The sequence below is a fragment of the Paenibacillus luteus genome, from assembly GCF_006542765.1.
GTDB classification, from domain to species: Bacteria; Bacillota; Bacilli; order Paenibacillales; family Paenibacillaceae; genus Pristimantibacillus; species Pristimantibacillus luteus.
In genome coordinates, this window is record NZ_SKCD01000039.1 from 1 (window position 1) to 25,034 (window position 25,034).

Consider the following 25,034-nt stretch of genomic DNA (forward strand, 5'->3'; position numbering starts at 1 on the left):
CGCTAAGTATCAAAGGTGCAAGCACCTTATCAACTCCGCTCGACTTGCATGTATTAGGCACGCCGCCAGCGTTCGTCCTGAGCCAGGATCAAACTCTCCAAATTGGTGTTTGAAATGCTCATTACTTATTATCGCTTTTTCGCTTATCCCGAAGGATTTGCGAGGCAGTTATTACTCGTTGTTCAGTTTTCAAAGAGCAATCTATTCTTTCGTTTGTGTTGCTTATTTTCTTTTGTTCCGGTGTGTTTCTTGGCCGGAAATAGAATATACCATGGACTCACACACTATTGCAAGTGTTTTTTAAAATTAATTTCATTCTTTTTAAAAATATAAGGTTTTATAAGTTTGTTAGCTTATAAAGGGCTTAAATTTCACCGTTAAAGCTACTTCAGCGTCTTAAGGGCGCCGAAGGCGTTTTTGCTTGAAATATAGGAAAGGATATCCTTTCCTTATCGCTTCTCTATATTTCTCGGAACGAAACGCGCTGCGCCGCCAATGGACGCCAACAGCCGTTTACCTTGGTATAACCTTTTCTACGTATATTTAGCCAACATTTCGGAAAGCATCTGTTTCATCTTATCCAATAACTGTGCCGGTTGCTTTACCGTTGCTTCATTGCCTAATCCAATAAAAAATTTTGTAAAGAATAGAATATCTGCTTTTCTGATATGACCGTCTAACCAACCGCTGCCATCCTCGCGAAGATGAAGCCTAGGAGATGGCCATAAGTCTGCCTCGCAGCGTTGAGCGCCTTCTCTGGTAAGTTCCACATGAATAGCGACGTATTCTTCTTCCGTTTGAAAATGCGAGTCCCGATTGCCTAAATGCACTTCACGAAAATTCATAGGCTTTGTTGTTGAGTCGCTTTCTGCAGCAGAGCGAATTCTATCACAGCGGAACAATCGTAATTCGGAACGAAGAAAGCAGTAGGCCGGACAATACCAAAGCCCGTTGCTGGCGTAAATGCCGATCGGCTGAATCTCGCGGCTGGAAATGGCTTTTCTCGATTCATACTCGACCTTCAACACCTTCTGATGAATCGAGGCATCAAGCAGAACAGCCAAATGGGGGTCGCCCGTTTTTCGAGCGGGCGTGAAAAAATCAACCCGGTTTTTCATCTGGTCAATTCGATCACGCACATCTCCCGACATGTAAAAGTAAAATTTGCTTAACGCCGAAGATGCTTCTGTCTCAAACGGTAGATAGGAATAATGCCGCAGGGCATGGCTAGCAAAAAATATGGCGACCGCTTCCTCCTCCGTAAATGCAATGGGCGGCAGCACTCTTTCCCTAAGCACTTGGTAGCCGCCGTGCGGACCTACCTCAGAATACAGCGGCACTCCAAGCTCGCTCAGCTCCTGAAGATCTCTTAGTATTGTTCTAGTAGATACTTCGAATTCTTGGGCAAGCTCCTTTACCGTAAACTTACGCTTTCGGTTGACCGTCATCATTAATTCCATGAGCCGCTTCGACTTGGACAATGTGAACCCCCATTTTTTATTTATGACAACTCTTGTCACTATTATAAGCTACAATCGGAGATAAGCCCACTATGGCTGTATAAACCCAACTACTATAATTAATGGAGTGAAGCCGCATGCAAACCGTAAACGTTAACGAACTCAAAGCCTTGCTGTTAGAAGAACTAGAACATATCGTAAACACCTCCAACAACCTGATTCGAAAAATCTCAACGGATCATTGGCACTTCAGGCCGCACCAAAACATGAGGTCGCTTCTCGAGCTAGTGGAGCATCTCGTCTCCGTGCCTTCCTCAGACCTGCTGATCCTTAAGGAGAGCAGTGAAGCGGTTATTCGAAAGCTGGAAGCCGATATCGCTGAAGATCCAAGCATCGAGAAACTAACCCAATGGATGACCAAAGGAGTTTATGAAGTACGGAGCTATATGGAAGGGCTAACCGATGAAGAGTTTCTGCGCAAGTCAACCAAACCTTTCTATTTGGAGCATGGCTCGGTTCAAGCTAAATGGCTCATCGAAATTACGACCCATGCACAGCATCACCGCGCACAACTATTCACCTATTTGAAAATGCAAGGCTACGAAATCAGCATGTTTGATCTCTACTAATGACGCTGCGTGCTTAGGCGTGTACCGCCAGCTAGCATGAAAAGAACCTTCAACCCCGAACAGATACGGAGTTGAAGGTTCTTTTGTTTCTCGCCTGCACATCTATCGTTTTCTATAGTTAGATAAACTTCTTCTCGCGAATAATCCCTTCGTAACCGTTCGGAACGATAATGTTTATCTTAACCGACGCCGGAGATTGGACCGAAATCTCAATTTTATTCTCCCCTAGCAGCTTCCAAGCAACATCAATTTGTCCCGCTTCCGAGAGAGGGACGCTGCCTCTCGCCCAAGTTAAGCCGCTCGGATTCGGCATGACATCTACCTCTGTCCATCCCATCGCCTTGCTGCGAACACCAAGCACCTCACGTCCAAGGAAATAACCAGGCGCTGCCGACCACGCATGGCAATGGCTGCGGGTCAGCATATTGGGATTAGGACGGTTTTCCGCAAAATTCGGGTACATTTCCCAGCAAGTTGTTGCATCGTTATCGATCATCTGCCCAAAATTTTTACGAATGTCGTCAACGATCGTGGAGACGTGGCCGGCTTCCGACAACGCTTCATAATAGAAGAAGGACATGAACGGACTGCCAATTTGCACAAAATGAGCAGGAGCTTCTATTAAATAGCTTTCCATTACGTTTCTGCGATCCCCTTGCGCCACGCCGGTCAAATAGGCAACAACCTGCGTCTGTACAGAGAAATTATCCGATTTGCGGCCATCCACATGAATGCAATCCAGATAGGCAGACTGCTCTTCCGACCATAGGAACTTATTAATGGCAGTTTGAAGCTTATCTGCTTCTTCAATAAAATACAGCTGCCCCTCCGCATCCCCGGTCAAGGCCCCCATCTCAGCGGCTACACGCAAGGTTTTCACCAAGAAGCAGTTCTGATGGGTGACAATGCCTTCATTCGGCTGATCGATCGGAGACCAGTCAAGCAGGTTCCAGCCTTTGATGGCAAGCAAGCCATCCTGATCAATCTCTTTCAAATAATGCTCCAGCGTAAACCGGATATGCGGATACATCTCTTTGGCAAAATCCAAATCCGCCGTCTGCTCCACATATTCGCGGCATGCAATCGCCCAGAAAAAAGTCCAGTTCGGGATGACGCTGCTCCAGCCGCTCGGAACCTGATTCATGTATAGAGGCGTCTGCTCCTTTGATCCCGGAACAAGCCGCAAGCAGCGCTTGACGATTTCATTGACGCCAAACAAATAGTTGCTCACAAGCGCTTCATTCCGGCTGTCTCCTACCCAGAAAACCTGCTCGTAGGCCGGGCAGTCTACAAAGGTATCCTCCATGCAAACCTTTGTCGTATGGCGGCTAATCTCCCAAATATCGTTCAGCAATGGATCAGAGGAGTGGAATTTTCCAATCTCCGCGACCGGATAATGGTTGGATAGAAAATGAACGTTAAACAGCTTTACAGGCTGGCTAGCGTCTCGTATGGTCAGCATCAAATAACGCAAGCCCCGACGAACGGGCGAAACATAACGCTGCCTCCCTTCTTGGCACACATACCGGAGGGAATTGTCCAAACCGAAGGTATCCTGGCGGTAATCCGCTGTCATGTATTCAAACCCGTAGAAATCCAGTATTGTCCCCGCAGCTGCCTCCAATTCAAAGGTCAAATAGCCGGTGAGCTCCTTGCCAAAATCAATAATCAGCTCTGTATCCAAACCCGGATAGACGGGTACAATACCCGGCAAAGCATTCGGAATAACGATATTTTGCAAAGCCGCCGGAATAACGCGGGGATTGCTCTCTTTCTTCCACACGGATAAACCAAATACGTCGACTTCACTCACGAGACTCTCGTCAATTGAACGGATATAAGAGGAATACAACGCCAAATCTGCTGGCCCGGAAACCTTGTTTAACACTCCCTTATATTGCGGATCTTCAAAATCAATTGCCTTGGTTTCCTGATGGTCCAAATCAACGACACTGTCAAAAGGACCAATCGCTATAAAAGCGGATGCCTGCGGTGACTGCTGCTCGGCAGCGATCGGCGATCTCAGCACTACAATCGAATCGCTATATATTCCCAAGTGCAGCTTACCTGTATGAATTCTCAGGCCGCTAACATCAATAAGCAAAAGATTATCGCCTTTATGCAGGGTGACGGCCGCATATTTCTCCGGCAGTACGCCCGTAAATGCAGCTTCTTCCAGTACAACGCCATTTAACGAAACCGCTGTTGTGCATTCTCCGGTGCTTGGAAAACCGAGCACGATTTCCGTTTCCTGCTGTACGGACAGGATCGTAGCTGCATATCCCGTAAACGACACGAAATTGGCATGGTTCTCGCTGCCTTCAACCATCGCGTTGCGTATATCGATGGCGGTAGAGTAAGTAAAGGATTTTACGCTGCTTAGCGTCAATACGCGTGAAGGGTATACCGGAGCCTCTGCGAGCAGCGGAATATCCCGCTCCTTGACCGTGGTCCACGGTCCCGTGCCGACAGGACCTATAAGCCCAGCATTTTCCCAGCCTGCAGCATCATAAGCTTCACTTGCCCAATCTCCATCCCACAAGGTTGCATCGATATATTCTGTGAAGCCCTGCTGGCAGGACATCCGGGAGGAGCGTGTATGATTGCCTGCATGAATAGCCGTATGCCATGTCGCGTCCGTCGTCAAAATCGTTTCGGTGCCTTCTGCCCCGATTTGATCCAATTGAACAAGCAAGCCGCCGCGTCCCCGCTCATAATAGAAGGTCGATACGCCAAAATGAAGAACCAGCACTGCAATGCTGTTGGTCTGCCCCGGTATAAGCAGATGCCCGACATCATAGACATCATAAAATTGTTCAACCGTCCATGATCGGACAGGCCCTCTGCCTACCTGTTCACCGTTAATATAAAGAACATAGCGTGAATCCGCGCTAATTCTAAGTGTCTTTGATGTTTGATCAGCCGAGCCTCCATGCGGTGCCACATCAAAGCTCTTCCTAAAGCAGCGCCATTCATTGCGTGGGCTTTCGATCTCACCGCCCCAAATCCAGTTGGCCTTCCAATCCTGATTTAACATGCGATTTCGCTCCTTAGCTATCATCTATTATAGATTTCATATCTCGATTCCTTCGTGCATTACCTCTTTAATTATAGTAAAATCAAAGGACTGATTTACCCCTATTCCGGACATTTTATCCCTTATAAAAGACATTTAACAAAAAGGAGCAAACAGATGCTGACCAGGCCTTCGGAACAATACAAAGGAGAGAACTACTTTCATAAAAACGGTTTTCTTTATGTAAACCGCGCCGAGGAAAACTTCCATCTGCCGCTGCACAATCACGATTTCATTGAACTTGCCTATGTCGCGGAAGGCAAGGGCTTTCATCATATCGGAGAACGGGTCGTTCCGGTCTACAAGGGCATGTTGTTTCTGTTACCGCCGGGCATGTCCCATGTTTTTCGTCCCTCGACGCCTTCGCGGACCAGTCCTCCTTTAATCGTCTATAATTGCATTTTCCTTCCCTCGCTTCTTTTGCAGTTAAGCGGTTGGATCGGGGATACACGAATCAGCGATCATCTTGAGCAGCGCCTAACTGACCCGATTGCACCAGAGTCGCTTTTTGACTTCGACAATGTCATTGACGGACTTTTTCACAATCTGCTGCGCGAATACGAGCTTCCGCGAAGCGGCTCAGCCGCTTATTTGCAGTCTTTGCTTGTTCAGCTCCTATTGTCGATCTATCGCATCATGAAGGATTCACAGGAAGCTATAATAGAAGGAAGCTCTTCGGTCGCCTTCCATCATGTACTTAATTTCTTGGATCAGCATGCCCATGAACCACTCTCACTCGCCCAGCTCGCTGAACGCTGCTCATGGAGCGAACGGCATTTCAGCCGTGTATTCAAACAGCATACCGGACAAACGTTCCTTCATTATCTCCAGCATCTTCGCATCAAAAAAAGCTGCGAGCTCCTAAGAAGCTCACAGCTTAAAATTAGCAATATCGCAGAAGAGTCCGGTTACAAAAACATGGACGTCTTTCTCACTCATTTCAAAAGAATTGCGGGCATGACACCACGAGAATATCGGCGCATGGTGCAGGAGCCCACCAAATCAACCGATCAAACGTCTACAAATCCATTATAGAGGGGAAGAGTATTGATATGAAATGGAAGGTAATTGCGCTTGATGATCGTTATCTCGTCTGCCGTAAAACATGGCATTCCACAGCTTGGATGGGCATTGTGAAAAAGGACATCCGCTCTATTCGAATTCTGGACCGCTTGCAGACGGTGGAGGTGTATGCCGATTGTTCGACGAAAGAGCTGGCTGACCGATTGCTACTCCTCAAGTCTTAATATCAACGCTAAAGGGCTATCCTTTGTCCATCAGCCGGTGTCCTTCTTCCAGCTCCAGTCCGAAGAAACCCGCCATCGCCCGTGGTTCAAAAGCAACGGCTTTGCTGCTGCCCATTATAATGATGTTCCGTATGTCAGCGGCATCCTCCGCTGGGAGAGAAAAAGCCTGTACAACATCAAAGGCTTCCCTAAGCGTTGAATGAATGGCGTTAATCAATTTATCATTTTTTATCTTTCCCATCAGGTTCATTATCACTGCGCCATTAACGGAAAGCTTCTCCTTCATCTCCTCAAAAAAAGGCAATGTCGTCAAATGATACGGAGTGCCTTGCTTCGTAAACGCATCTACGACGATATAATCAAAGCTGCCAGGAGACTGCCTTGAAAGTATGACACGGCCGTCTCCGATGACAACATTATCTGTGTGATAATGAAAAAAAGCTCTGCTGAGCTCCACGACCTTCTCATCCACTTCCGCAATCGTAACCTTTTTATTCGAAAAATAACCCGCGATGGTCCCGATGCCATGTCCGATCATAAACGCCTGTTCAAACGCTGGATTATTTTTCTCCATTAAATGGATGATGGCTCTCGGGTATTCCATTACGACGCGACTCGGATCTTTTAAGTCTATCGCGCCCTGAATCGCCTCATTGGAAAATTGCAAATACCGATATTTGCCCACTTCCCCATAAAGCTGATTGGCTTCGTAGACGCTGATCTCCTGCGTTCCGCTAATCTCCATGGCTAATAAATGCAAATCCCTGCTCCTCTTTCCTGTCCACAAGCGGCTGCTTATACCTTGCTCTTCATGAACGTTGTAATAGACAAGCCTTCTTCAACCTCAACGACTCCTGTCTCAACAAATCCGTTTTGCTTATAAAAGCGGACCGCGGGCAAGTTTTTGGAGCCGGTAGCTACTACCAATGCCGTGCGATCCCCCGCGAGCGCTTCCAAATGCGCCAGGAGCTGCCCTGCGATACCTTTCCGAAAATATTCCGGATGAACCATCAAGCGATGGATATCCGCTATCCCGTCTTCCCTTTTGCAAGAAATAGCTCCACATAGCTCTTCCCCCACGTAATAGCCATAAAAGGTTTCTCCGCATGCTTGCAGCGTACTGACGCTATCTAACAATGGCGGAATCCGATCAAATGAAATCAACTCTGCCTCTACCCGATAGGAAGGCAGTTGAATGCGCAGCACCTCTTCTGCCGTCGCCTCAACGGTAATATCAATGGCTTTAATCATGCTTGCTCTCCTAATCTATCCATAGCTATATCAAAGCTATTTTACGTAATTGGATACTTCCAGCAAATTCATATCCGGGTCCCGAAAATAGACCGATTCGATCGGCCCTGTGGCGCCGGTTCTCCGAACTCGCCCTTCCTCTACCTCGACCCCGCATTCCGATAAATGCAGCAGCACTTTCTGCAAAGGCAGCTCGGTAATAAAGCAGAGATCTGCCGAGCCGGAGGTCGGCCTTGCAGCCTTCGGCTCAAATTCGCGCCCTTGTTGATGAAGGTTTATTTTTTGCTGACCGAATTGCAGCGCCTTTCTTCCTTCACCAAAGGTGATGATCTCCATGCCAAGCACCCTGCTGTAAAAAGCGCAAGTAGCGTCAATATCCTTAACCGTAAGTACGAGATGATCCAATCGATTAATTTGCAATGTAGGTATTCCTCCTGAAAAAGCTTACTTATTTAGCGTCAGTCCTTACTTCTCCTTCAATCGGCACACTAATAACGTTGGCATATTCTTCATTCATATACCGGCTGATTGCTCCCATTTCCGTAAGTTTTCCCGTGCTGTCTATTGTACCGTAGTTTAGCATATCGGCCATAAAATTATCACTGAAATAGACCGAGTCGCCAAATGGCTTCGGCTCAATACCCGCTTGGCCATTATGTCCTAACGTATCCTTCTGCCATTTTATTTCCGCAAGTCCGCTTGCGTTGATCTCGATATATGCCAATAAACCTTTATACTCCATAAAATAGCGCAGCGCTTCTCCTTTGGGGAAGGTGTAAACCGTAGTAAAGCCTTCTCCGTATGGCTCGATATTAATTCCGTTATTCAGCTTAGGGAGCTTGAGCGCTAGGTTGCGCGCTTTCGTAAGGTCGCCGCTTCTCAGCGTATTAAACTGTTCTTCTCCCGTAGGCGTTCGAACGATCACCTGCTTCGTGCTGCCGTTATAGATAACCGTGCCTCCAAGCGTTTCCGTGACAAAACGCGCAGGCACGTAAGTTCGGCCATCTTGTACCGTAACTGGGGCATCTAATGCTATGCTTTTACCGTTAACCTCAGCGGTCTTCAAGCCATTTTTAAGTTTTACCGTCATCTGCTTTGGCGGGTTGCTAATCATGATCGTCTTTGTAGCTGCATCATACGAATAGCTCATATTAGCTGGATCTTTAAACGCCCTTAGCTGCACCATCGTTCGGCCGTTCACGTTCAATACATCCGGCTGATGTACGCCATTTATAAACATTTTCATAGGTTGCGCCGATGCCGGTGCCGCGACTGCGGAAAAACCTGCATTAAGCATGCCAATGACTGTCACTACAGTAGCTGTGATTTGAATATATTTTTTCATCCTGATAGCCCCCTGAACAAGTGAATTTATTACGAATAACCCCATGCTCATCGATTTATTTTCTTTCATAACTATTACATCAACTTTACAAAAGAAGACTGCCGAAGCGGCAGTCCTCCCATTCCTGTTATACGTTCAACTGTGAAATCGCGTGCCTCATGTCCTTCGTGTTGGCGCTCAATACGACCGACGCCTCATATACCTGCTTCATCACATCTAATTGGCGAGAGGTAAGCTCTTGGATTTGTTCTGTCTGATCAGATACACCGCTTGCAATGTCTGCAATTGCGCTTACCGTTGCCGCAACCTCCTCAGACCCGGCAGTCAACTGCTCCGTTGCAGCGGAAACCTCCATGATCTGGTCGCTTACTAGGCGGAATGATTGAACGGCATTCAAGAAGGAATCCGCAGCCTCGCCGGACAAAGATACGCCTTCGCTAATTTCCTTCGAAGCTTTTTCCATTTCATCGCCGATTTTACCCGACTCTGATTCAATATTGCCAAGCAGTGCTGAAATTTGCTCTACCGAGGAAGCCGAAGCCTCTGCCAGCTTGCGGACCTCTTTGGCAACAACCATAAAGCCTGATCCATGTTCGCCCGCTCTTGCCGCTTCAATAGAAGCATTCAGTGCAAGAAGCTTTGTCTGATCCGCGAATTCACGAACCGAACCAATTACCTGACCAATCTCTCCCGTGTAGCCTTTCAGCTCCCTAGCAATCTCGAGCGTCTGCGCAGTGGATGCCGCAATGCTCTTAACTTGGTCATACAACTGCTTCATGGAGGCCTCTCCTGACTGGGCTACCTCAAGTGATTGCAACGCCGCACTCGAAACGGTAGCGGAGGACTCTGCAATCCTTACGATGCCAAGTGCAATTTCCTCCATGGCATGGGCGCTGTCGTCCGCGCTTTTTTTCTGGGCATGGGCTCCCTCATAAATATGCTGTACCGAACCGTTCATCGTTTCGCCCATCTGCAGCATTTGATCCGCATGGCTGGCAAAAGATTGCGAGGAAGTCACCAGTTGCTCCGACGTTTTCTCCACATTCACGACCACGCCTCGTACTCGCTCGCCAAGATTTTCGGACATCGTAAGCATCGCTTTGTATACCGTACCGATTTCATCAATCGACCTGACAGGCTTAGCATGCAAAATCGCTTTCGCTTCTGCTAAATCGCCGACCGCCATTTTCTCTGCGCTTGCCTTAACCGTCTGCAAGGGCTGCAAGGAACGTCTGACAAACCAGACGATCGCTCCAATTAATACGATCGTAACAGCAAGCATCAGGATATAGAGCGGGATGCTCTCCCATATGACATCCGTGGCCAGTTGCTGAAAGACAGCTGCATCCGTGTCAATGCCTAGCGCGCCAACAATTGCCCCACTGGCATCCTTTATAGGTACATATGCAGATAAGTAGGAACCATAGACGGGATTAACTATAAGCGGAGAGCTTGCATTTTTACCTTCATATATATTTTCAACTGCCGAGTTCGGCATATCAGTTACTTCATTAATTGGTGAAGCAGAAGCATCGTCCTTGGACAATCCATCGATCATAATGCGAGGCACTCGATCCTCATCCAGACGAACAAAATAAACATAGCGGGCGCCAATTTGTGTGCGGAACTGGTCAAGCTCCCCGCGGAGAGACCAATACAGCTCCGTCTCCTGCGGCTTCTTCAAAAATTCAACATACCGGTCCGTCTGAAGCGTTGCCGCATAACTTTCTGCGATCCGGATGTTGTAGCTGTTGATCGCCTCTTCAACGGCTGATTTGGTTTGCGCTACTTGGGTGGCAACATAGCCGCCAGCAATCAAAATCATAACTAGCGTCATTGCGCATAAAATACGGACGATCAGGTGCTTTCTTAATAAAGTAACCATTTTCCGTGTTCTCCTCTACGCCTTACCAATCGAGCCGCCTCTATTGGGTACCTCAGGCTGATGATTTTTATCTAACCATATTCTTCATCATACCATCGTTTGTCGATTTTTGGTGGGTTTTTCCCGTCTTTTCTACATTTAAAAATAGTGCCTGGACACGCATCTTTAACTCCAGCTTCCTCATACTTGCTAGTGCGTGACGATTTGTTTTTTCAAACGCCCCGATTTAATTCCATCCATTTCACCGCGTAATCGACCAGTTCCCTAACAGACATGAGCTTAGCGTCTGCATTGCTTACTTTTCCTTTGCGGACAAGCCCTGTCTCCCGTTCAAAAGCCTCACCCAGCGCATTAAAGTCATTCGATTCAAATTCAATATCCTCGAATTCCACCATTATCCGCCGAGCGCCTTCATAGAGAAATGCATCATAACCGCCATCCCCGGCTGCACGCCTAGGCTTGCTATATCTGCTTTCAACGTTTCGGTTGTCATGAACAAACACTGGAAAAAGAACATGCTGATGTAAGATCGTCTTTACTTATTCGTGTCACATTAGGTGGCAATCCGGTCAATCTATCACAACGCTATTCATAGCAGGCTCGCTACTTCAAAGGGTGTCCTATCGTTTCCTCATTTACGCCCTTGCGATATAATAGAATAAGCCACCATCGAACGTTGAAAATAAACCACCACTTCTACATGCCAAGACCGTTTTGTTTCACAAAACTAAGCCTATGCTTACGATGCAAGTTTTGTTTCACAAAACTAAGCTGATGCTTACGATGCAAGTTTTGTTTCACAAAACTTTAAGGAGAGTTCAAATGGACATTATTGAAATTGTTACGGATTTGATTGATGAGGATACGGATCAGCCTCGGTACCAGTTTGACGAGGAAGCCCTGCAGGAGTTAATGAAGAGCATCGATGAAATCGGCCTGCTCTCACCCATTAAAGTAAGAACGACACCCAATGGACGCTATAAAATCATATATGGCAACCGCCGTTACAAAGCGAGTAAAATGCTTGGCCGACCGACAATTCCGTGTATCGTCTCAACGGTTACTGACGAAATGGAAATCTATTTGGAGCAAATTGCCGAAAATTTGACACGCGAAGGCTTTTCGCCGATTGAAGAAGCTGAGGCGTTCAATAAGCTGCTGAATGATCCGAAGTTTCGCAGCTCGACCAAATTTTTATCCGCTAAGCTAGGTAAGCCGGAATCGTATATTAAAAACAAATGCGAGCTGCTCAAATTCAGCAATGCGGTAAAAAGGCTGATCGTCGGCGGCACGGAGATTAAGAAGGATAAGCTGACCGAGGATCAATTGCTGCCTTTGAAAGATTTGCCGATGGAGCACCGTGATCCTTTGGCGCTCATTGCTGCAAGAGATGAGCTTCCCGTCAGCGATGTAAAGAAGATCGCTAAACTATTTAAAGACAAAACCATATCGGACAGCACGAAGGACAAGCTTCTATTCAAATCAGGCAGCGGCCTCATTGAAACCTGGTCCACCCATGAGCAGAACAAAGCGGAACGGGCCAAACCGCCAGCCGAGCCGAAAGCAGCGCCAGTCAAAGCAGATAAACAATCGAAACCAGAACCTGAAGCAGCACAAATCAGCCCACCGAAAACTGCTTCGAACGCTACTGCGATTGAGCTTGCCATTCAGCAGCTGGCTGCAGCAATACCTGCTCACAGCTCTTTGTCAGCGGATGTGCTTGAATCGATTGGATCCATTCAAGCAAGCGGCCAAGTTCCCTTTATTCAAGGGGTTAACGAGCTGATTGCTCATTTGGAGTCCCATTTGGCAGAATGGAAAACGATTCGCGAGCTTGCCAGCGCCAAGCTGCAAACCGTAGCCTCGACAGAATCCTAATAAACGACGGATCGGCATCACTATCTAACAGATAATTAGAGAACAGCAATCCGCTCCCCATCTATTAGACCGTTTTCCTCTGGATTTGAATCTTTGTGAATCTCAAAAAAATGAAGGCTATGTTGTAGCGTATACAACATAGCCTTTTTTAGGTTCTTACAGCACACTAACCCACATTACTCTACCACTTTTAAGAACACATACGTTCTTAAAGCTTCCGTTAGTATTTAATTTCCAATTTAATGAACCGAAACAGGCTATAATTTGTCTATATATCGAGGTGAGAATGTTGCATGAAAGCTATTTGAAGCATCTGGTGTCCATGGAACCCATCCATCTGGAAGCCATCATGGAGAGCTATGGACAAGATGTCTGGAACTTCGCTTATTTCCTAACCAAGAACAGAATGATGGCAGATGACATCACACAGGATGTTTTCTTGCAAGCTTACCGCCACATCACTTCTTTTAGAGGGGAGGCTTCCGTCAAAACCTGGCTGTTAAAAATCACTCGCAACATCAGCTACAACTATCTTCAAACAGCTTTTATCCGAAAAGTTTTGCTGGTTAACAAAGCAATGCCGCAAGAATTCAGCCGATCGGCGGAACAAGCATTTTTGGAGAAGGAAGCTACTAATGAGGTTTGGAAGCATGTCTTTCGGCTGCCAGTGAAGTTTCGGGAGGTGCTTGTCTTACACGCCAAATATGAGCTCCCTTTACACGAAATTTCCCAAGTATTAAAAATCCCTGAGGGTACCGTCAAATCCCGATTATTTGGAGCGCGAAAAAAACTGTCTCTATTATTAAAGGAGGAATGGATTAATGAAACCGTCTGATCCGGAATGGTACGATGCGATAAAGGGCAATCCATTACAACGATCAACCTTCACCGATGAATTAGCTGCTACCATTATACAAAGGGCAAAAGATTCTTCTGAACACAGAAAGCCAAAATTCAAGCAGGTGTCTTTAGCGGGTCTCGGCATCCTCTGCTTTCTTGGATTTCTGCTTATTGCCAATGAAGCTCAGCTTTTTCATACAACCATTCAACCTGATTCGACGATAGGCAACCGTACAGCTAATCCTAACCCTCCCGTCGAAAGGATGGAATCCACTTCTACCGAAAAAAATCTTTCTAACCAGTCATGGGAAACGCTTATTAATCAAGGGAACCAAGGAGCGGCAAAAACGTTTATTTATAAGGAGAGTCTGCTAAATGATGTTACGCTCGTCTTCTCCAAACAAATATCCAACTTTGCTGAAACAGAGCTTACCACGCTAGGAGTCAATATGTTTAAGTGGAACTCCTCTGATTGGAGCACTGAACAAAGCGCCACCTACTCGGTGCAAGAGAGTGACAGGAGGAAAAATATAATTACGGCATGGGTAGAACTCGATACGATACCTATCTTTTTCGGCATGGCACCTAACAAAACCATTACCCAAATCCGCATTTCTGATGAGAACCACACGCCCTATGAGGCAACTATCCTTCGCGAGCATAGCGGCGCGGTATACTGGTTCGCTGCTCTTCCGGAGAAAAAGGATGGATATACCGTCGAAGCATTAACTGCGGATGGCACCATTTTAGAGAGCCAGACCTATTACTATCATTAATGGGCAAAAGGCGCCAAAGGCGGCTTTACGGCTGGCCTGTCACCAGCTACTTCAGCCACCTCGGCGCCCACCAGTTCCATTTGCCAAAAAGGCTCATTAAGGAAGGGACCAGCACGAACCTAACCAGCGTTGCGTCAATAAAAATTGCAATCGCTATTCCCACTCCGAGCTGCTTCACACCCGCGACTTCGCCGAAGGCGAACGGAGCGGTTACCGCGATCATAATCGCTGCCGCTGACGTAATCACTCTCCCTGCGGCAGCAAGCCCTTTTACGACAGCGTGCTCATTTTTGCCCGTGCGGCGGTACTCCTCATAAATTCGCGACAAGAGAAACACGCCATAATCCATGCTGATGCCAAAGACGAGCCCGAAGATAAAAACCGGAATCATAATCGCAATGGTGCCTGGCTCCATGCCAAGCCGCCCTTCCACAAAGATCCACGACACGATGCCAAAGGCTGCGCTAATGGTCAGCAGATTGAGCAAAATCGTTTTCAAGGCAATGACAACGGAACGGAATGCGGCAAAGAGCACGAGAAAATTCGAGGCAACTAGACTCAAAAAAACATAGCCAAGACTGCCAAAAATCTGATCGAATACCTCCTGCTCATATTTAGCTTCCCCACCAAGGTAAAATACTAGCGACGAGGAGTCTCCTCGTTTTTCCCACGCTCGAAGCCAGTGCCTGGTCGCATTTGAAGACGATTCGCCTGCGATTGTCACCTGAAACAGCAGGCGGTTATCCTTCATTACCGGCCGCAGCTCCGCTTCGAATTTCTTCTTTTGGAGCGGTCGCTTTGTGAGTGCATACAGCCGTTCGGGCGACATTTGCAGTGTGGAATAAACGGATCCGACTCGAATGACAGCCGCATCGCTTTCCAACTGCTCCGCGATGCTATAAGCTTCGGTCCAATCTGACAGCCTCTGAAACCCCGTATTCCCTTCCACGATGACCCATACGGTTGATGTGTTCGGCTGCTCAAACGAAGCTCGATAAGCGTCGGAAGCCGTCCGAGATATATAGCTTTCAGGCAAAGAACGCGCATCAGGCACTTCAACCCTCATGCTGCCCAAAGGGATCAAGCATACCAGCAGCAAGCCTCCACCAAAGAGGCCCGTGACAGCAGGCCGCCGCATCATAAAACGAGCGATTTTCTCCCAAACAGAAGTTCTAGAGCCAGCTTTAGGATCACTGTCCCGCTTATAGGACGCTGGGAAGCAGATTGCAAGAAGGGCAGGCAGCAGCGTAAAGGACAGGACAAACGAAACCGCCACCACGGTCATAGCTCCAATCGCAACGGAGGAGAACATCGCTAGCGGAATCCAGAGCATGCTCAGTAAGCCCAAGAAAACACAGGCCGCCGATACAAAAATAGCCCTCCCAGCCGTATTGATGGAAATCGCCAATGCTTTGTCCGGCGTTGTCCTTCCTCTCAGTTCCTCACGGAACCGACTGACCAGCATAAGCGCAAAATCAATACTGAGCGCGAGTCCTACCATCGGAATCACATTTAAAACAAAATTGGAAAGCGCCAGCTTCGTCCCTATTCCGTACATGAGGCCCATGGCAACCGTCACACCTGTCACGCCGATGATAATGGGGAGCAAAGCAGCGGCAAACCTGCGAAAGGCGAACCATAATAGAAGAAATGCAAAGGGTATGCCAATAAGCTCGGCCTTGGCCAAGTCTTTATGGCTCGCCTCGTTCACATCCGCCTGGACGGCTGTTTTGCCGGTCAGTTGTATTGTAATGCCCTTATAAGAGGGCATTTGCTGTTTCAAGTGCTCCATTGCGTCTCCCATCCGATAAGGCGGATAGCTGAATGACAGGAGAGCATACGCATGGTTATCCTTTATCATGCCCTCCCGCACAAGCGGCGACACGATGCCTGTAAGCCCGTCCATCCCGTTGATTTGAAACAAGGCTTGCTCAATAAACCAGCGGAAGCGCGCCTCAGCCACTTGATCCGTTTTTTGGAACAGCAGCATAACGGGCTTGTCCGGAATGCCAAACTCTGAAACTAGCAGTTCTTGCACTTTGGCATATGAACCATTCTGCGGGTCTAAACCATGATCCTGCAGCACGGAATCGAGCTTGAGAGCATAAGTGCCTGCCAGGAGAAGCATAATCATCCAGAAAGAAATGACTGTCTTCGGATGCCGAAAAGAAAACAGTGCGATCCCTTGCATGCCCATCATTATGCTCCTCCCATCCTTTATTTGCTCATTCTGCATTCCATCTACATAGGAAAAGGCTTTAGTCTCGTCGCTTGAACTAGTGCACTCGCGGCACCCGGCGCCAGCCTTGCGGCATAGGGCAGCCACGCGGCAAGCGCTGGCATTTCAACCACCCGCTGCAGCAAACCGCCCCAGCGCAGCGGTCCCGTAAACTCCTCTGTGATAAAGCGGGTATAATCCTGCTGCCATTGCACTTTAGAAAATTGTCCACGCAAGTAACGGTCCGCCAGCGGAACGCATAATGCTGCCGATCGCAGCGCCATAGACATGCCGTCTCCGCACAGCGGCGGAATCATCGTCGCTGAATCCCCAAGGAGAGGAAGCTGATCCCAAGCCACCGGTTTGCGGTTCAGGTAAACAGGCGCTACAGCAGCCTGTGCTCCCGGAACGGGCTCAGCGCCCTTCAGCTTCTCGTAAAGCTTGGGATTGCGCTGCGCTGCTCCATAGATGATGGAGAGAATCGATTTTCCCGCATTCGCAGCAGTCTCCCGTTCCAGCAGCGCTGAGGCGTTGACCACCCCGCCTTCCACGGGGCATAAGCCCAAATAACCGCCGCGAAAAAAATAAAGCTCCACAACCGGCTCCATCTTCACGCCTCGAAAATGAGATTTAACTCCAACATAAGCCGCCTTCCCCGCAGGCTGCCTTTGATAACCAGGAAGTCCTGCCCGCTGGTTGGCTCCCCATGCCGCAATGACCGCTCTTGCTTCAATAACATTCATTTCACTGCCCTGCTTTGTTTCAATGAGGTAACCACGGTCGGTTGTACGCACGGCTGTCACTGCCGTTCCCGTATGAAGAACGGCGCCTGCACGCAGCGCGGCTTGATGAAGTCCTTCATCCAATACATATCGGCTTAGTCCCCACGCGTTGGCGGGAAGCTCAATCTCCGTCTCAGCCCCATTTTCAAAAATAAGCTTTATCCGCTCAATCTCGCAATGTCCAAGTCCCGACACCGGCTCGCTAATGCCTAAAGCTTGCAAAGTGCTTTGTGATTCCGGCGAAAGAAACTCCCCACATACCTTATGCCTCGGAAACGTCTGGCGGTCGAGCAGCAGCGTTTCCCAGCCTTTGTCAGCCAGCGCCTTGGCTGCGCTGCTTCCCGCGAGTCCGGCACCCAGCACAGCTACATCGACCTTCCTAGGTACCTTACTCAAGCCCATCAGTTGTTCTTTCCTTCTGCTTCTCAATGATGACCGAATAGCGAAATAAAGGTCGCCACTGGCAGTTAATGCCGGATAGGCCAAGCTTCTCCCCAAGGCGCTTCCAGTCCTCCGCGCGAAAACCTTTGGCTACCGAAAGCGGACCGTCGTTCAAAATATACCGATTGGATGAGATCATGCGAGTCGTCAGCCAAACCGCGGACCAAGCCAACCAGTGACGATGGATATCGTTAATGACAATGCCGAGCCGTGCTGCTCCAAGCATACTTGCAACCGCACCCGGCAGCTCCTCGTCCGAAAAATGATGCAACAATTGCGTCGCCGTCACAATATCCGCACTGTCCTTAGGCAATATGAATAAGTCACCCTGCCTAACCTGTACCCTTGGCTCTTTTTGAAAAACAAGCCTAGCCTCTTCGCAAGCCTCCTCTGTTACGTCTACTAGCGTAATCGCCAGCTCAATGTTCTGCTCGTCCGCCCAGCTAAGCAGCCGCCGGTTTACGTCACCAGAACCCGCTCCAACATCAAGAACAGACAACCGGCTTGGCTTATTGGCCTTCTCCCAAAGCTGCTTAATGCCATAAAGCGTCGGAGCCGATGCTGCAAAAATGCGATTTAATAGACGCAGCTGACGCAGCGCTTCACGAAGCTCCTCACCCCCGATGGTGAAATCGTCCATGAGCTCTGCTGACTCCGCCCGGTAGCGCAGCCGATTAGACATAAGCCTCACCTACAGGCTGCTCTTGGGCTAAAACGGCGGGTACATAAGAAATTTTCACCATTTCTGCCGTAAGGCCCGGCCCGAATGCGAGCGCTATGCCGCTGGCAGGTGCTGATCCTATGTCCTGCAGATGGCTTCTCATTGCTTGCAGCACAAACAAAATAGTAGCGGATGAAACATTGCCGTAATCCCTTAGCACACCAAGGCTATGTGTAGTTTGACTGTCGGTTAGACCAAACTCGTTTTGAAGGTTGTCAATAATCCCTTTCCCGCCAGGATGGATAGCCCATAGTTCCAGCTCTTCATCTCCGCATAACCGCTCCACCTCTGCCGGGATAAATTCGCCAATTAGCCTAGGAATATGTGGGGAGAGATACAAGTCAAAGCCATGGTTGCCAACCTCCCAGACCATTTCCTCTGCACAATCCGGCAGCAAGACCGAACGCTCTTGTCCAAGCATAAATAGCGGCTTATGGTGGAGCTTGCCCGAACCGATGACGCAGGCAGAAGCCCCATCGCCAAAAAAGGACGCAGCAAACAAAGATTCTCGATCTCCCGAAGGCTGGATATGGAGCGTGCAGAGCTCCACGCATACAACTAATACATTCGCATGACTGTCATTGGAAACGATTTGCCGCGATAGGCCAATCGCCTTCAGACCGGCAGCGCAGCCAAGAAAATTAAGGGGAATTCTGGTTACCGTCGCTGCCAGTCCTAATTCATGAATCAGCACCGCATCCATACCGGGTAAAAACTGGCCCGTGCAGCTGACCGTAATCAGATGGGTTACCTCACAGGGCTCTACGGCTCCATCTGCCAAGGCTTGTCTTGCCGCTTGCAACCCAAGCGGCACCGACTCCCGCTTATATACAGCCATACGTTCCGCCGTAGAAGGTGCGTGCTCGGGAGATCCGCTTGGCAAGTAGCGGCAGTCCGCTGCTTCCTCGAGCAGGTTCGGCTCGCAAGTGTATCGGCTTTGCACCCCACACTGCTTAAAGATTCTTCTCCCCCAGCGCGCAGAGTCCGGCTTGTCGCTTAACGCTTCCACAAGCCTCCTTGCGGTATCCGATTGATCTAGCTTATAAGGCGGTACAGCCGTTCCAATGCCCAATATGGCAATACTTGAAGTTGTAGGCGTCATTTCGTTACATCCATCCTCTCTAGATCTTCCTAAGCTTATCCCTGCATCCACGGCAGCCGGGCCGCTTGCTCTTTCCCTTTAGCGGACAAGTTTCCTGCTTTTAGAAAGTCTATTCCGAGCATCTTTCCGATATGTATAAGAATATTACAACGATTTCCAAAGATTTGTAATGAACTTGAAATCTAATTTTCATCTGGTTTTAATGAAAGCATCCTATAATAAAAACAACCCCCTTTTGTAATATATATAGTGAAGACCCACAGCACCGAATGCTGTGGGTCTCTTTTTGTTCAAAATAAGCGAATGAGTTGGCAAAATGACGAAAACTAAGTCCTTTATTTTTCTTTAAGCGACTGCTCGTATACACGCAGCAATTCTTCCACAGGAATATTGTTAATTTTCATGCCTGCCAGATTGCACTGCTGCAGGCTCACATTGGAGAGATTGCAGTCCTGTAAGTCACTGCCGCTCCAATCGCATCGTTCAAACCGGATCGGCTGCTTCCCTTGGCCAAGATTCGTGTCATGGATATAAGCACCGTCCAAGGAGACAAAACCTATCTCGCTATCGCTCAGCCTAAGATCAGCGAGCAGCGCTTGCGTGAGATTCAGGTTCATCCATTTGGAGCCGCTCAGATTACAATCCGTGAATCTGCTGCTCTTCATATTGCTGTTGCTATATAAGCCACTTTCCATATTCATATTGTAGAAATCAGCTCCACTCATCGCGCAGTTCTCAAAAGAGGCCTGCGTTAGGTCCCGATCTTCGAATCGAGCGTGCTCTGACTCAGCTGGGACGCCCACTTGTTTCTCGAAGCCAAACTCCCAATCGGAGGCATAGGTACGCACATAACCCGCCTTTTCATAAAAACGGTGATTGCTTAGCTGCTTGCTCGAGGTTTCCAGCTTCCAAATCGATACGGCGGGAAACAGCGCTTCAACGAGCGCGAGAACCCACGACCCGAGGCCTTTCCCCTGAAAGCCGGGAGCAATAAACAGCTTGTCTACTCTCGCATGCCTGCTGCCTGCATAATGAATGTTGATCCCGCCGATGATTTGCCCTTCAAACAGGATGGAGAAATAATCCGAATGCCTTATCGCAAAGGTATGCATCTCAACGGAATCGTAGCCGGGCGGGCAAAGATTATTATCCGGTGTTGCATCCACTGAAAGCCATTTTGCCCTTTCGTTATCGAAGGTTATTCGCATCAGGCCAGCCAATGATTCAGCATCCTCCAGAGTCGCTTTGCGCACGATTAAGGAATCCATTTCGCCCACTCCCTTCCAAATCCACTTCTCCAGCTGAAAATAATCGTATTCCACTTCGTCAGACAGCCGGACACGCTTTAGATGCTGAAAGCCTGCTTTCTCGACGACTCGCCTCGACGCTCCATTAAACGGCTTAACGATGGCAGTAATTTGTTCAAGCTCTGTTTTTTGAAAAACGAACGAGAGGATCGCTTCAACCGCGCTTGTGCTAAAGCCTTGGTTCCGATAATCCTTGGAAATAGCATACGCCACCTCCCTGACCGACGGGTCTAGCAAATCATTGGGAAATACGCCGCACCAGCCGATCAGCCGTTTGTCGTTATTATGCTCTACGGCTAACAATATCCGCACATCAGCGGGGTTAAACTGCTCATAGCTCCCAATAACAAAACTCATGAAATCATTTAATTGCTCCTTCGTCATATCCCAGTCTGGCAAAATATCGGTAATTTCGGGTTGCCTGGTCAACTGGTAAAGCTCGTCGAAGTCCTGTATGGCAAATGGCCTTAAGGTAATGGCCTCTGTTTCTATCGTTAAGGAATGGCTCACTTGTAAGCACCTCTTATTATTATAGTTAGGATGATATCGTTCAAAAAAAGCGAAGCGCCTCAATCAAGGTTTATCGTCATGGACGGGACAGCGTAACGAGCACAACCTCCGGCCGGTTGAATAACCGCTGCGGAATGATGCTGTTTCCGAGTCCGCGGCTGACGATCATCGTGGCCCCGTCTTCCTCATATTTTCCCCCGTCATACTTGGGGAGAAATCCTTGCCCGGGAGCAACCAGCCCGCCGATGAATGGCAGCCGGACCTGTCCACCGTGCGCGTGGCCGGAGAAAGTGACATCTATGCGATCCTGAGCGTATACGGAAAACAGCTCCGGCCGGTGAGACAGCAATACGGTATAGACATTCTCCGCACGGTCTACGCCCTCCAGAGCAGCTGCCATATGCTCATTTAGTCTAGCGACATCCCCATCCGCCTTATGGTTAAAGGTAGGATCATCTACGCCTGCGATCCGAATGAAGCCCTCGCCCAGCTTTACGAGCTCGCTTTGGTTGCGCATGACGTGCACGCCTAGTTCCCTTAAACTCTTGGCAAGCGGAGGGAATTTAGGGCCCCACTCGTGATTGCCCGTGACGTAATAAACGGGAGCCAGCTCGGTCATGTTGCGCATAAGCGTCAGGCTTGCTTCAGTCTCGTATTTTCTGCTGTCCACCAAGTCCCCCGTCATGACAATCAGATCAGGCCTCAGCTGCTTGACTTTGCGGGTAATCGTCTCCTGCTCCTTGCCGAAGGATTTGCTGTGCAAATCCGTTAGCTGAACGATGCGGTAGGAGTCGAAGCCCTCCGGCAGCTTGGATGAGCTTAGTTTGTATTTGGTAATGCCTATGGCGTTGTTCTCGAAATAAAGAAATATGAGGAGCGCGATAATCGAGAGTGGGGCATAAACGAGCAATCGCTTTTTCTTCCTTTTCATCACATCAAACTCCTTGCTTTCATGCTATGCACTGGCCATTTTAGTTCATATAGCAAATCTTTAATAGCGTCAATAACTGCAGCCGGCTCGTGAATATGAATGGAGTGCCAGCTGCATTCAACGATAATCTGTTTTGTGCGGCGGGTCAAATGCAGCAGCTTCTGCTGATCCTGAAGCCATTCTTCGTTCTGCAGGCCTGCACTCAGGACAACAACAGGCAGGTCTTGGCTAAGCGGACGGGCATCCTTAAGCTGCCGCCCGCTTTCCGCTAGAGCAAGCAGCTCCGCATAAGCGGCTCGGTACGCCCCCGGGCGATAACCAAGCGCACGGACCTGAGCACCCCACTGAGCAGGCAGCCGCTTCGAGCCGATAGGCTGCTTTAACATTCTGGGAATGCCCAGCGGTCCCAGCAGATAGCCGAGCCTGTACCGCTTTCGGGAGGCCATAAGCTGTTCATGCCTCTGCACGCTGCCACGCTCATGCAAATAACGGTCCTCATGGGCGGCATCGACCAGAACAAGGCCGCATGTCTCCTCCGGATACTGCGAAGCAAATAATCTCATGATCAAGCCCCCATAAGAATGACCGACGAGCAAATAAGGCGGCGCCGCGCCAAGCGTTCTCAGCAGGGACCGAAGGTCCTCCACATAAGCCGCGCATGTCGGAAGGCTGGGCGATGCCGCGCTCCAGCCAAAGCCTGCCCGGTCATACGCAATCACGTTTGCCATTTCCGACAATGCAGGGGCGACAAGCGACCAGTCGAGGGAGCAGCCGCCCATCCCTGCCTCCAAAACAATTGTGGGAGTGCCCTGCCCCGTAACATTTACATAAAGCTTGCGTGAGCCTATATCCGCCTGCCAGCCTTCCGGGTCAAACTTCCGATGCTCATACGCAGATACAAGGCAGTGGGCAAGCGTCAACGGAAATCCGATTAAGGAGAGGAGCAGCCGGCTGCTCCGGTCAAATGCTGAAATTTTGGGCATAGCCGATTACCTCTCTTTTATGTCATTACTTCGCCCTCTGCATAGATAAATTCCACGATTGCCATTTGTCGTGATTCCGCGCATGCTGCTGCAAGAGCTCAACGACTTCATGTAATCCTTTAATTTCAGGATGCTTCTCACGCAGCTTTAGCAGCTGGGGCGCCGCATCCGTGGACAGCATGCCAAGATAGCCTACATCGATATTGCCAGTCCGCTCGAATCGGCCGATATTTTTCTCCGCAATTCTTGCATCAACATTCACATAATTCATCAGGATAAAGGCGATCACCGACACGCAAATATAGGCTTTGCCCATCGAGAAACGCTCTTTCCAAATCCGCAGCATGGCGATTAAGAGCAGCACGCCCAGGTACAGCATAAAGCCATGCACCAGCAATCTCGTTTGAGTAAAGCCGTAGGCTTCTTCATACAACGACAACCTGCTGTATGCCGATACAAGCATCACGATCGTGCAGCTTATGAGTACAGTAAGCGACAGCTTGCGCACCCACTCCGCGACAGCGCTTGTGCGCCGAATCAGATGCAGGCCGCACATCAGCAGCCCAACATTGATTAAAGCGACCATCACCAATTCGGCAAAGCCTCTGCGTGCATACTCCGCATAAGCCGCCCCTTCGGGCAGCAACCCGTTTGCCGCTCCGAACAAGTAGGAAAACTGAATGGCCACAAACAACACGTACACGAGATTGATCGCAATTAGAAATGTGCCCGCTGTAAGAGGATCAAATTCGATTCGGCCCCTCGCATATAAAGCGGAAGCTTGTGGATCTGGCGCGGACACGCTTACCTGCTCCTTCGGATTTTTGAAGATTAGCCCCCATATGTAGCAAAAGGCATAGCAGCCGATAAAGGCTCCCACAAAGAAGCGCCAAAAGCCGTCGCCAAAGGAGAAGTCCCCAAGCAGATTCGGAATGCTCGACAGCCATGACAGAAAAATTTCATCCGCAGAAGCTAGCAAAGAAATGACGACGATTAGAATCGGTGCTGAGATGAGCAGGCCAAGCAATATTTTGCCTACCTTGCTTCTGCCGGTTCCGCTCCCCTTCTCTTTATTGCGCAAACGATCCGTCAGCAGTATAAATGGCACGCCAATGAAGGCGAATGGCTTCACAAGTGCCAGAAATAAAAGCTCGATATAAAAGACTCCCCGGTACCAGGGCTTTGTACTGCTGCTGGTCATAACTGTGGTTTGTGCAACAATCAGCGCGAATAAAGCAAAAAAATTCAAAAACCGGAACAGAATGTTTGCGTAAAGCGTATATGTCAAGGCAAGCAGAAAGATAGGAATAAAGAGAAGCCAGCTGGAGCTCGCCTGTCCTTGCCATTTCTCAAATCCGCCGAGTCTGCCTTGAACCGAATAAAAGAACAAGCCATAAAAACTAGCAACAAACACCATAACTGAAATTCCGGCAGGTGCGCCAACGAACAAATACTGGCTTAGCAGACCGAACAAAAGGGCAAGAACAACCATTTTTTCATATCGTTTTTGCCAAGGTGCAAGATCTCCCATCAACAATCACTCCAATTTCAAACTCGATTTGTTAATTTCCTCCTTTTATTGTAACCTAGAAAACAAGAACAAAAAGTGTAAGTTATAATTGGTAAATTTCATATTTTAAGACGGGAGTCTT

At 48.7% G+C, this 25,034-nt stretch carries 22 protein-coding genes and 1 rRNA gene; 6 read left to right on the forward strand and 17 right to left on the reverse strand.

Annotation, left to right across the window (positions count from 1 at the left end):
- A 16S ribosomal RNA gene (locus E0496_RS25355) occupies positions 1 to 104 on the reverse strand; the annotation flags it as partial.
- A 429-nt stretch (positions 105 to 533) separates the two neighbouring features.
- Positions 534 to 1,481 (reverse strand): helix-turn-helix transcriptional regulator, encoded by a 948-nt coding sequence (locus E0496_RS25360; protein WP_141504544.1) that lies wholly within the window; start codon positions 1,479 to 1,481, stop codon positions 534 to 536.
- Between the two features lie 116 nt (positions 1,482 to 1,597).
- Here E0496_RS25360 and E0496_RS25365 point away from each other — a divergent pair, with 116 nt between their 5' ends.
- Positions 1,598 to 2,089 carry a DinB family protein gene (locus E0496_RS25365; protein WP_141504545.1) on the forward strand — a complete coding sequence of 164 codons (492 nt, stop codon included), beginning with the start codon at positions 1,598 to 1,600 and terminating at the stop codon, positions 2,087 to 2,089.
- 118 nt (positions 2,090 to 2,207) lie between these two features.
- On the opposite strand, the gene E0496_RS25370 is transcribed toward E0496_RS25365, so the two are convergent.
- Positions 2,208 to 5,126, reverse strand: a complete 2,919-nt coding sequence (locus E0496_RS25370) for a family 78 glycoside hydrolase catalytic domain (RefSeq protein WP_141504546.1) — start codon at positions 5,124 to 5,126, stop codon at positions 2,208 to 2,210.
- A gap of 156 nt (positions 5,127 to 5,282) precedes the next feature.
- On the opposite strand from E0496_RS25370, the gene E0496_RS25375 reads away from it, so the two are divergent.
- Positions 5,283 to 6,200 (forward strand): AraC family transcriptional regulator, encoded by a 918-nt coding sequence (locus E0496_RS25375; RefSeq protein WP_141504547.1) that lies wholly within the window; start codon positions 5,283 to 5,285, stop codon positions 6,198 to 6,200.
- 17 nt (positions 6,201 to 6,217) lie between these two features.
- Positions 6,218 to 6,412, forward strand: coding sequence for a hypothetical protein (locus E0496_RS25380; RefSeq protein ID WP_141504548.1), 195 nt, complete (start codon positions 6,218 to 6,220; stop codon positions 6,410 to 6,412).
- A 16-nt stretch (positions 6,413 to 6,428) separates the two neighbouring features.
- On the opposite strand, the gene E0496_RS25385 is transcribed toward E0496_RS25380, so the two are convergent.
- From E0496_RS25385 to E0496_RS25410, 6 genes are all read right to left on the reverse strand, one after another.
- Positions 6,429 to 7,157, reverse strand: coding sequence for a spermidine synthase (locus tag E0496_RS25385; protein WP_141504572.1), 729 nt, complete (start codon positions 7,155 to 7,157; stop codon positions 6,429 to 6,431).
- A gap of 50 nt (positions 7,158 to 7,207) precedes the next feature.
- Positions 7,208 to 7,663, reverse strand: a complete 456-nt coding sequence (locus E0496_RS25390) for a GNAT family N-acetyltransferase (protein ID WP_141504549.1) — start codon at positions 7,661 to 7,663, stop codon at positions 7,208 to 7,210.
- Positions 7,664 to 7,699: 36 nt separating this feature from the next.
- The gene (locus tag E0496_RS25395; RefSeq protein WP_141504550.1) at positions 7,700 to 8,083 is read right to left on the reverse strand and encodes a VOC family protein; all 384 of its coding nucleotides are present in this window, start codon (positions 8,081 to 8,083) and stop codon (positions 7,700 to 7,702) included.
- Positions 8,084 to 8,111: 28 nt separating this feature from the next.
- Complete coding sequence (locus E0496_RS25400) at positions 8,112 to 9,008, reverse strand: copper amine oxidase N-terminal domain-containing protein (protein ID WP_161601567.1); 897 nt, start codon at positions 9,006 to 9,008, stop codon at positions 8,112 to 8,114.
- Positions 9,009 to 9,135: 127 nt separating this feature from the next.
- On the reverse strand, positions 9,136 to 10,893 hold the full coding sequence (locus E0496_RS25405) for a methyl-accepting chemotaxis protein (protein ID WP_141504552.1): 1,758 nt from the start codon (positions 10,891 to 10,893) through the stop codon (positions 9,136 to 9,138).
- 212 nt (positions 10,894 to 11,105) lie between these two features.
- Positions 11,106 to 11,396, reverse strand: a complete 291-nt coding sequence (locus E0496_RS25410) for an AAC(3) family N-acetyltransferase (RefSeq protein ID WP_241674990.1) — start codon at positions 11,394 to 11,396, stop codon at positions 11,106 to 11,108.
- Between the two features lie 319 nt (positions 11,397 to 11,715).
- Here E0496_RS25410 and E0496_RS25415 point away from each other — a divergent pair, with 319 nt between their 5' ends.
- From E0496_RS25415 to E0496_RS25425, 3 genes are all read left to right on the forward strand, one after another.
- The gene (locus E0496_RS25415; protein ID WP_141504554.1) at positions 11,716 to 12,771 is read left to right on the forward strand and encodes a ParB/RepB/Spo0J family partition protein; all 1,056 of its coding nucleotides are present in this window, start codon (positions 11,716 to 11,718) and stop codon (positions 12,769 to 12,771) included.
- Positions 12,772 to 13,057: 286 nt separating this feature from the next.
- Positions 13,058 to 13,606, forward strand: a complete 549-nt coding sequence (locus E0496_RS25420) for an RNA polymerase sigma factor (RefSeq protein ID WP_241674993.1) — start codon at positions 13,058 to 13,060, stop codon at positions 13,604 to 13,606.
- On the forward strand, positions 13,593 to 14,387 hold the full coding sequence (locus tag E0496_RS25425; protein ID WP_141504555.1) for a hypothetical protein: 795 nt from the start codon (positions 13,593 to 13,595) through the stop codon (positions 14,385 to 14,387). The genes E0496_RS25420 and E0496_RS25425 overlap by 14 nt, the downstream gene beginning before the upstream one ends.
- A gap of 46 nt (positions 14,388 to 14,433) precedes the next feature.
- Here E0496_RS25425 and E0496_RS25430 read toward each other — a convergent pair whose 3' ends face one another.
- From E0496_RS25430 to E0496_RS25465, 8 genes are all read right to left on the reverse strand, one after another.
- Positions 14,434 to 16,584, reverse strand: coding sequence for an MMPL family transporter (locus tag E0496_RS25430; protein WP_141504574.1), 2,151 nt, complete (start codon positions 16,582 to 16,584; stop codon positions 14,434 to 14,436).
- A 44-nt stretch (positions 16,585 to 16,628) separates the two neighbouring features.
- A complete protein-coding gene (locus E0496_RS25435) occupies positions 16,629 to 17,783 on the reverse strand; it encodes an NAD(P)/FAD-dependent oxidoreductase (RefSeq protein WP_241674991.1) in 1,155 nt (384 codons plus the stop codon).
- Positions 17,776 to 18,510 carry a methyltransferase domain-containing protein gene (locus E0496_RS25440; RefSeq protein ID WP_141504557.1) on the reverse strand — a complete coding sequence of 245 codons (735 nt, stop codon included), beginning with the start codon at positions 18,508 to 18,510 and terminating at the stop codon, positions 17,776 to 17,778. Before E0496_RS25440 ends, E0496_RS25435 begins: the two co-directional genes overlap by 8 nt.
- Positions 18,503 to 19,651: a type III polyketide synthase gene (locus E0496_RS25445; protein ID WP_141504558.1), complete on the reverse strand. Its 1,149-nt coding sequence runs from the start codon at positions 19,649 to 19,651 to the stop codon at positions 18,503 to 18,505. Before E0496_RS25445 ends, E0496_RS25440 begins: the two co-directional genes overlap by 8 nt.
- Before the next feature lie 335 nt (positions 19,652 to 19,986).
- Positions 19,987 to 21,468, reverse strand: a complete 1,482-nt coding sequence (locus tag E0496_RS25450; protein WP_161601568.1) for a GNAT family N-acetyltransferase — start codon at positions 21,466 to 21,468, stop codon at positions 19,987 to 19,989.
- A 76-nt stretch (positions 21,469 to 21,544) separates the two neighbouring features.
- Complete coding sequence (locus E0496_RS25455) at positions 21,545 to 22,399, reverse strand: metallophosphoesterase (protein WP_139993234.1); 855 nt, start codon at positions 22,397 to 22,399, stop codon at positions 21,545 to 21,547.
- Entirely contained in the window at positions 22,399 to 23,382 is a 984-nt protein-coding gene (locus E0496_RS25460) for an alpha/beta fold hydrolase (RefSeq protein WP_141504560.1), read from the reverse strand. The genes E0496_RS25455 and E0496_RS25460 overlap by 1 nt, the downstream gene beginning before the upstream one ends.
- Positions 23,383 to 23,407: 25 nt before the next feature.
- Positions 23,408 to 24,913: a DUF4153 domain-containing protein gene (locus tag E0496_RS25465; RefSeq protein WP_141504561.1), complete on the reverse strand. Its 1,506-nt coding sequence runs from the start codon at positions 24,911 to 24,913 to the stop codon at positions 23,408 to 23,410.
- Positions 24,914 to 25,034 lie beyond the last annotated feature (121 nt).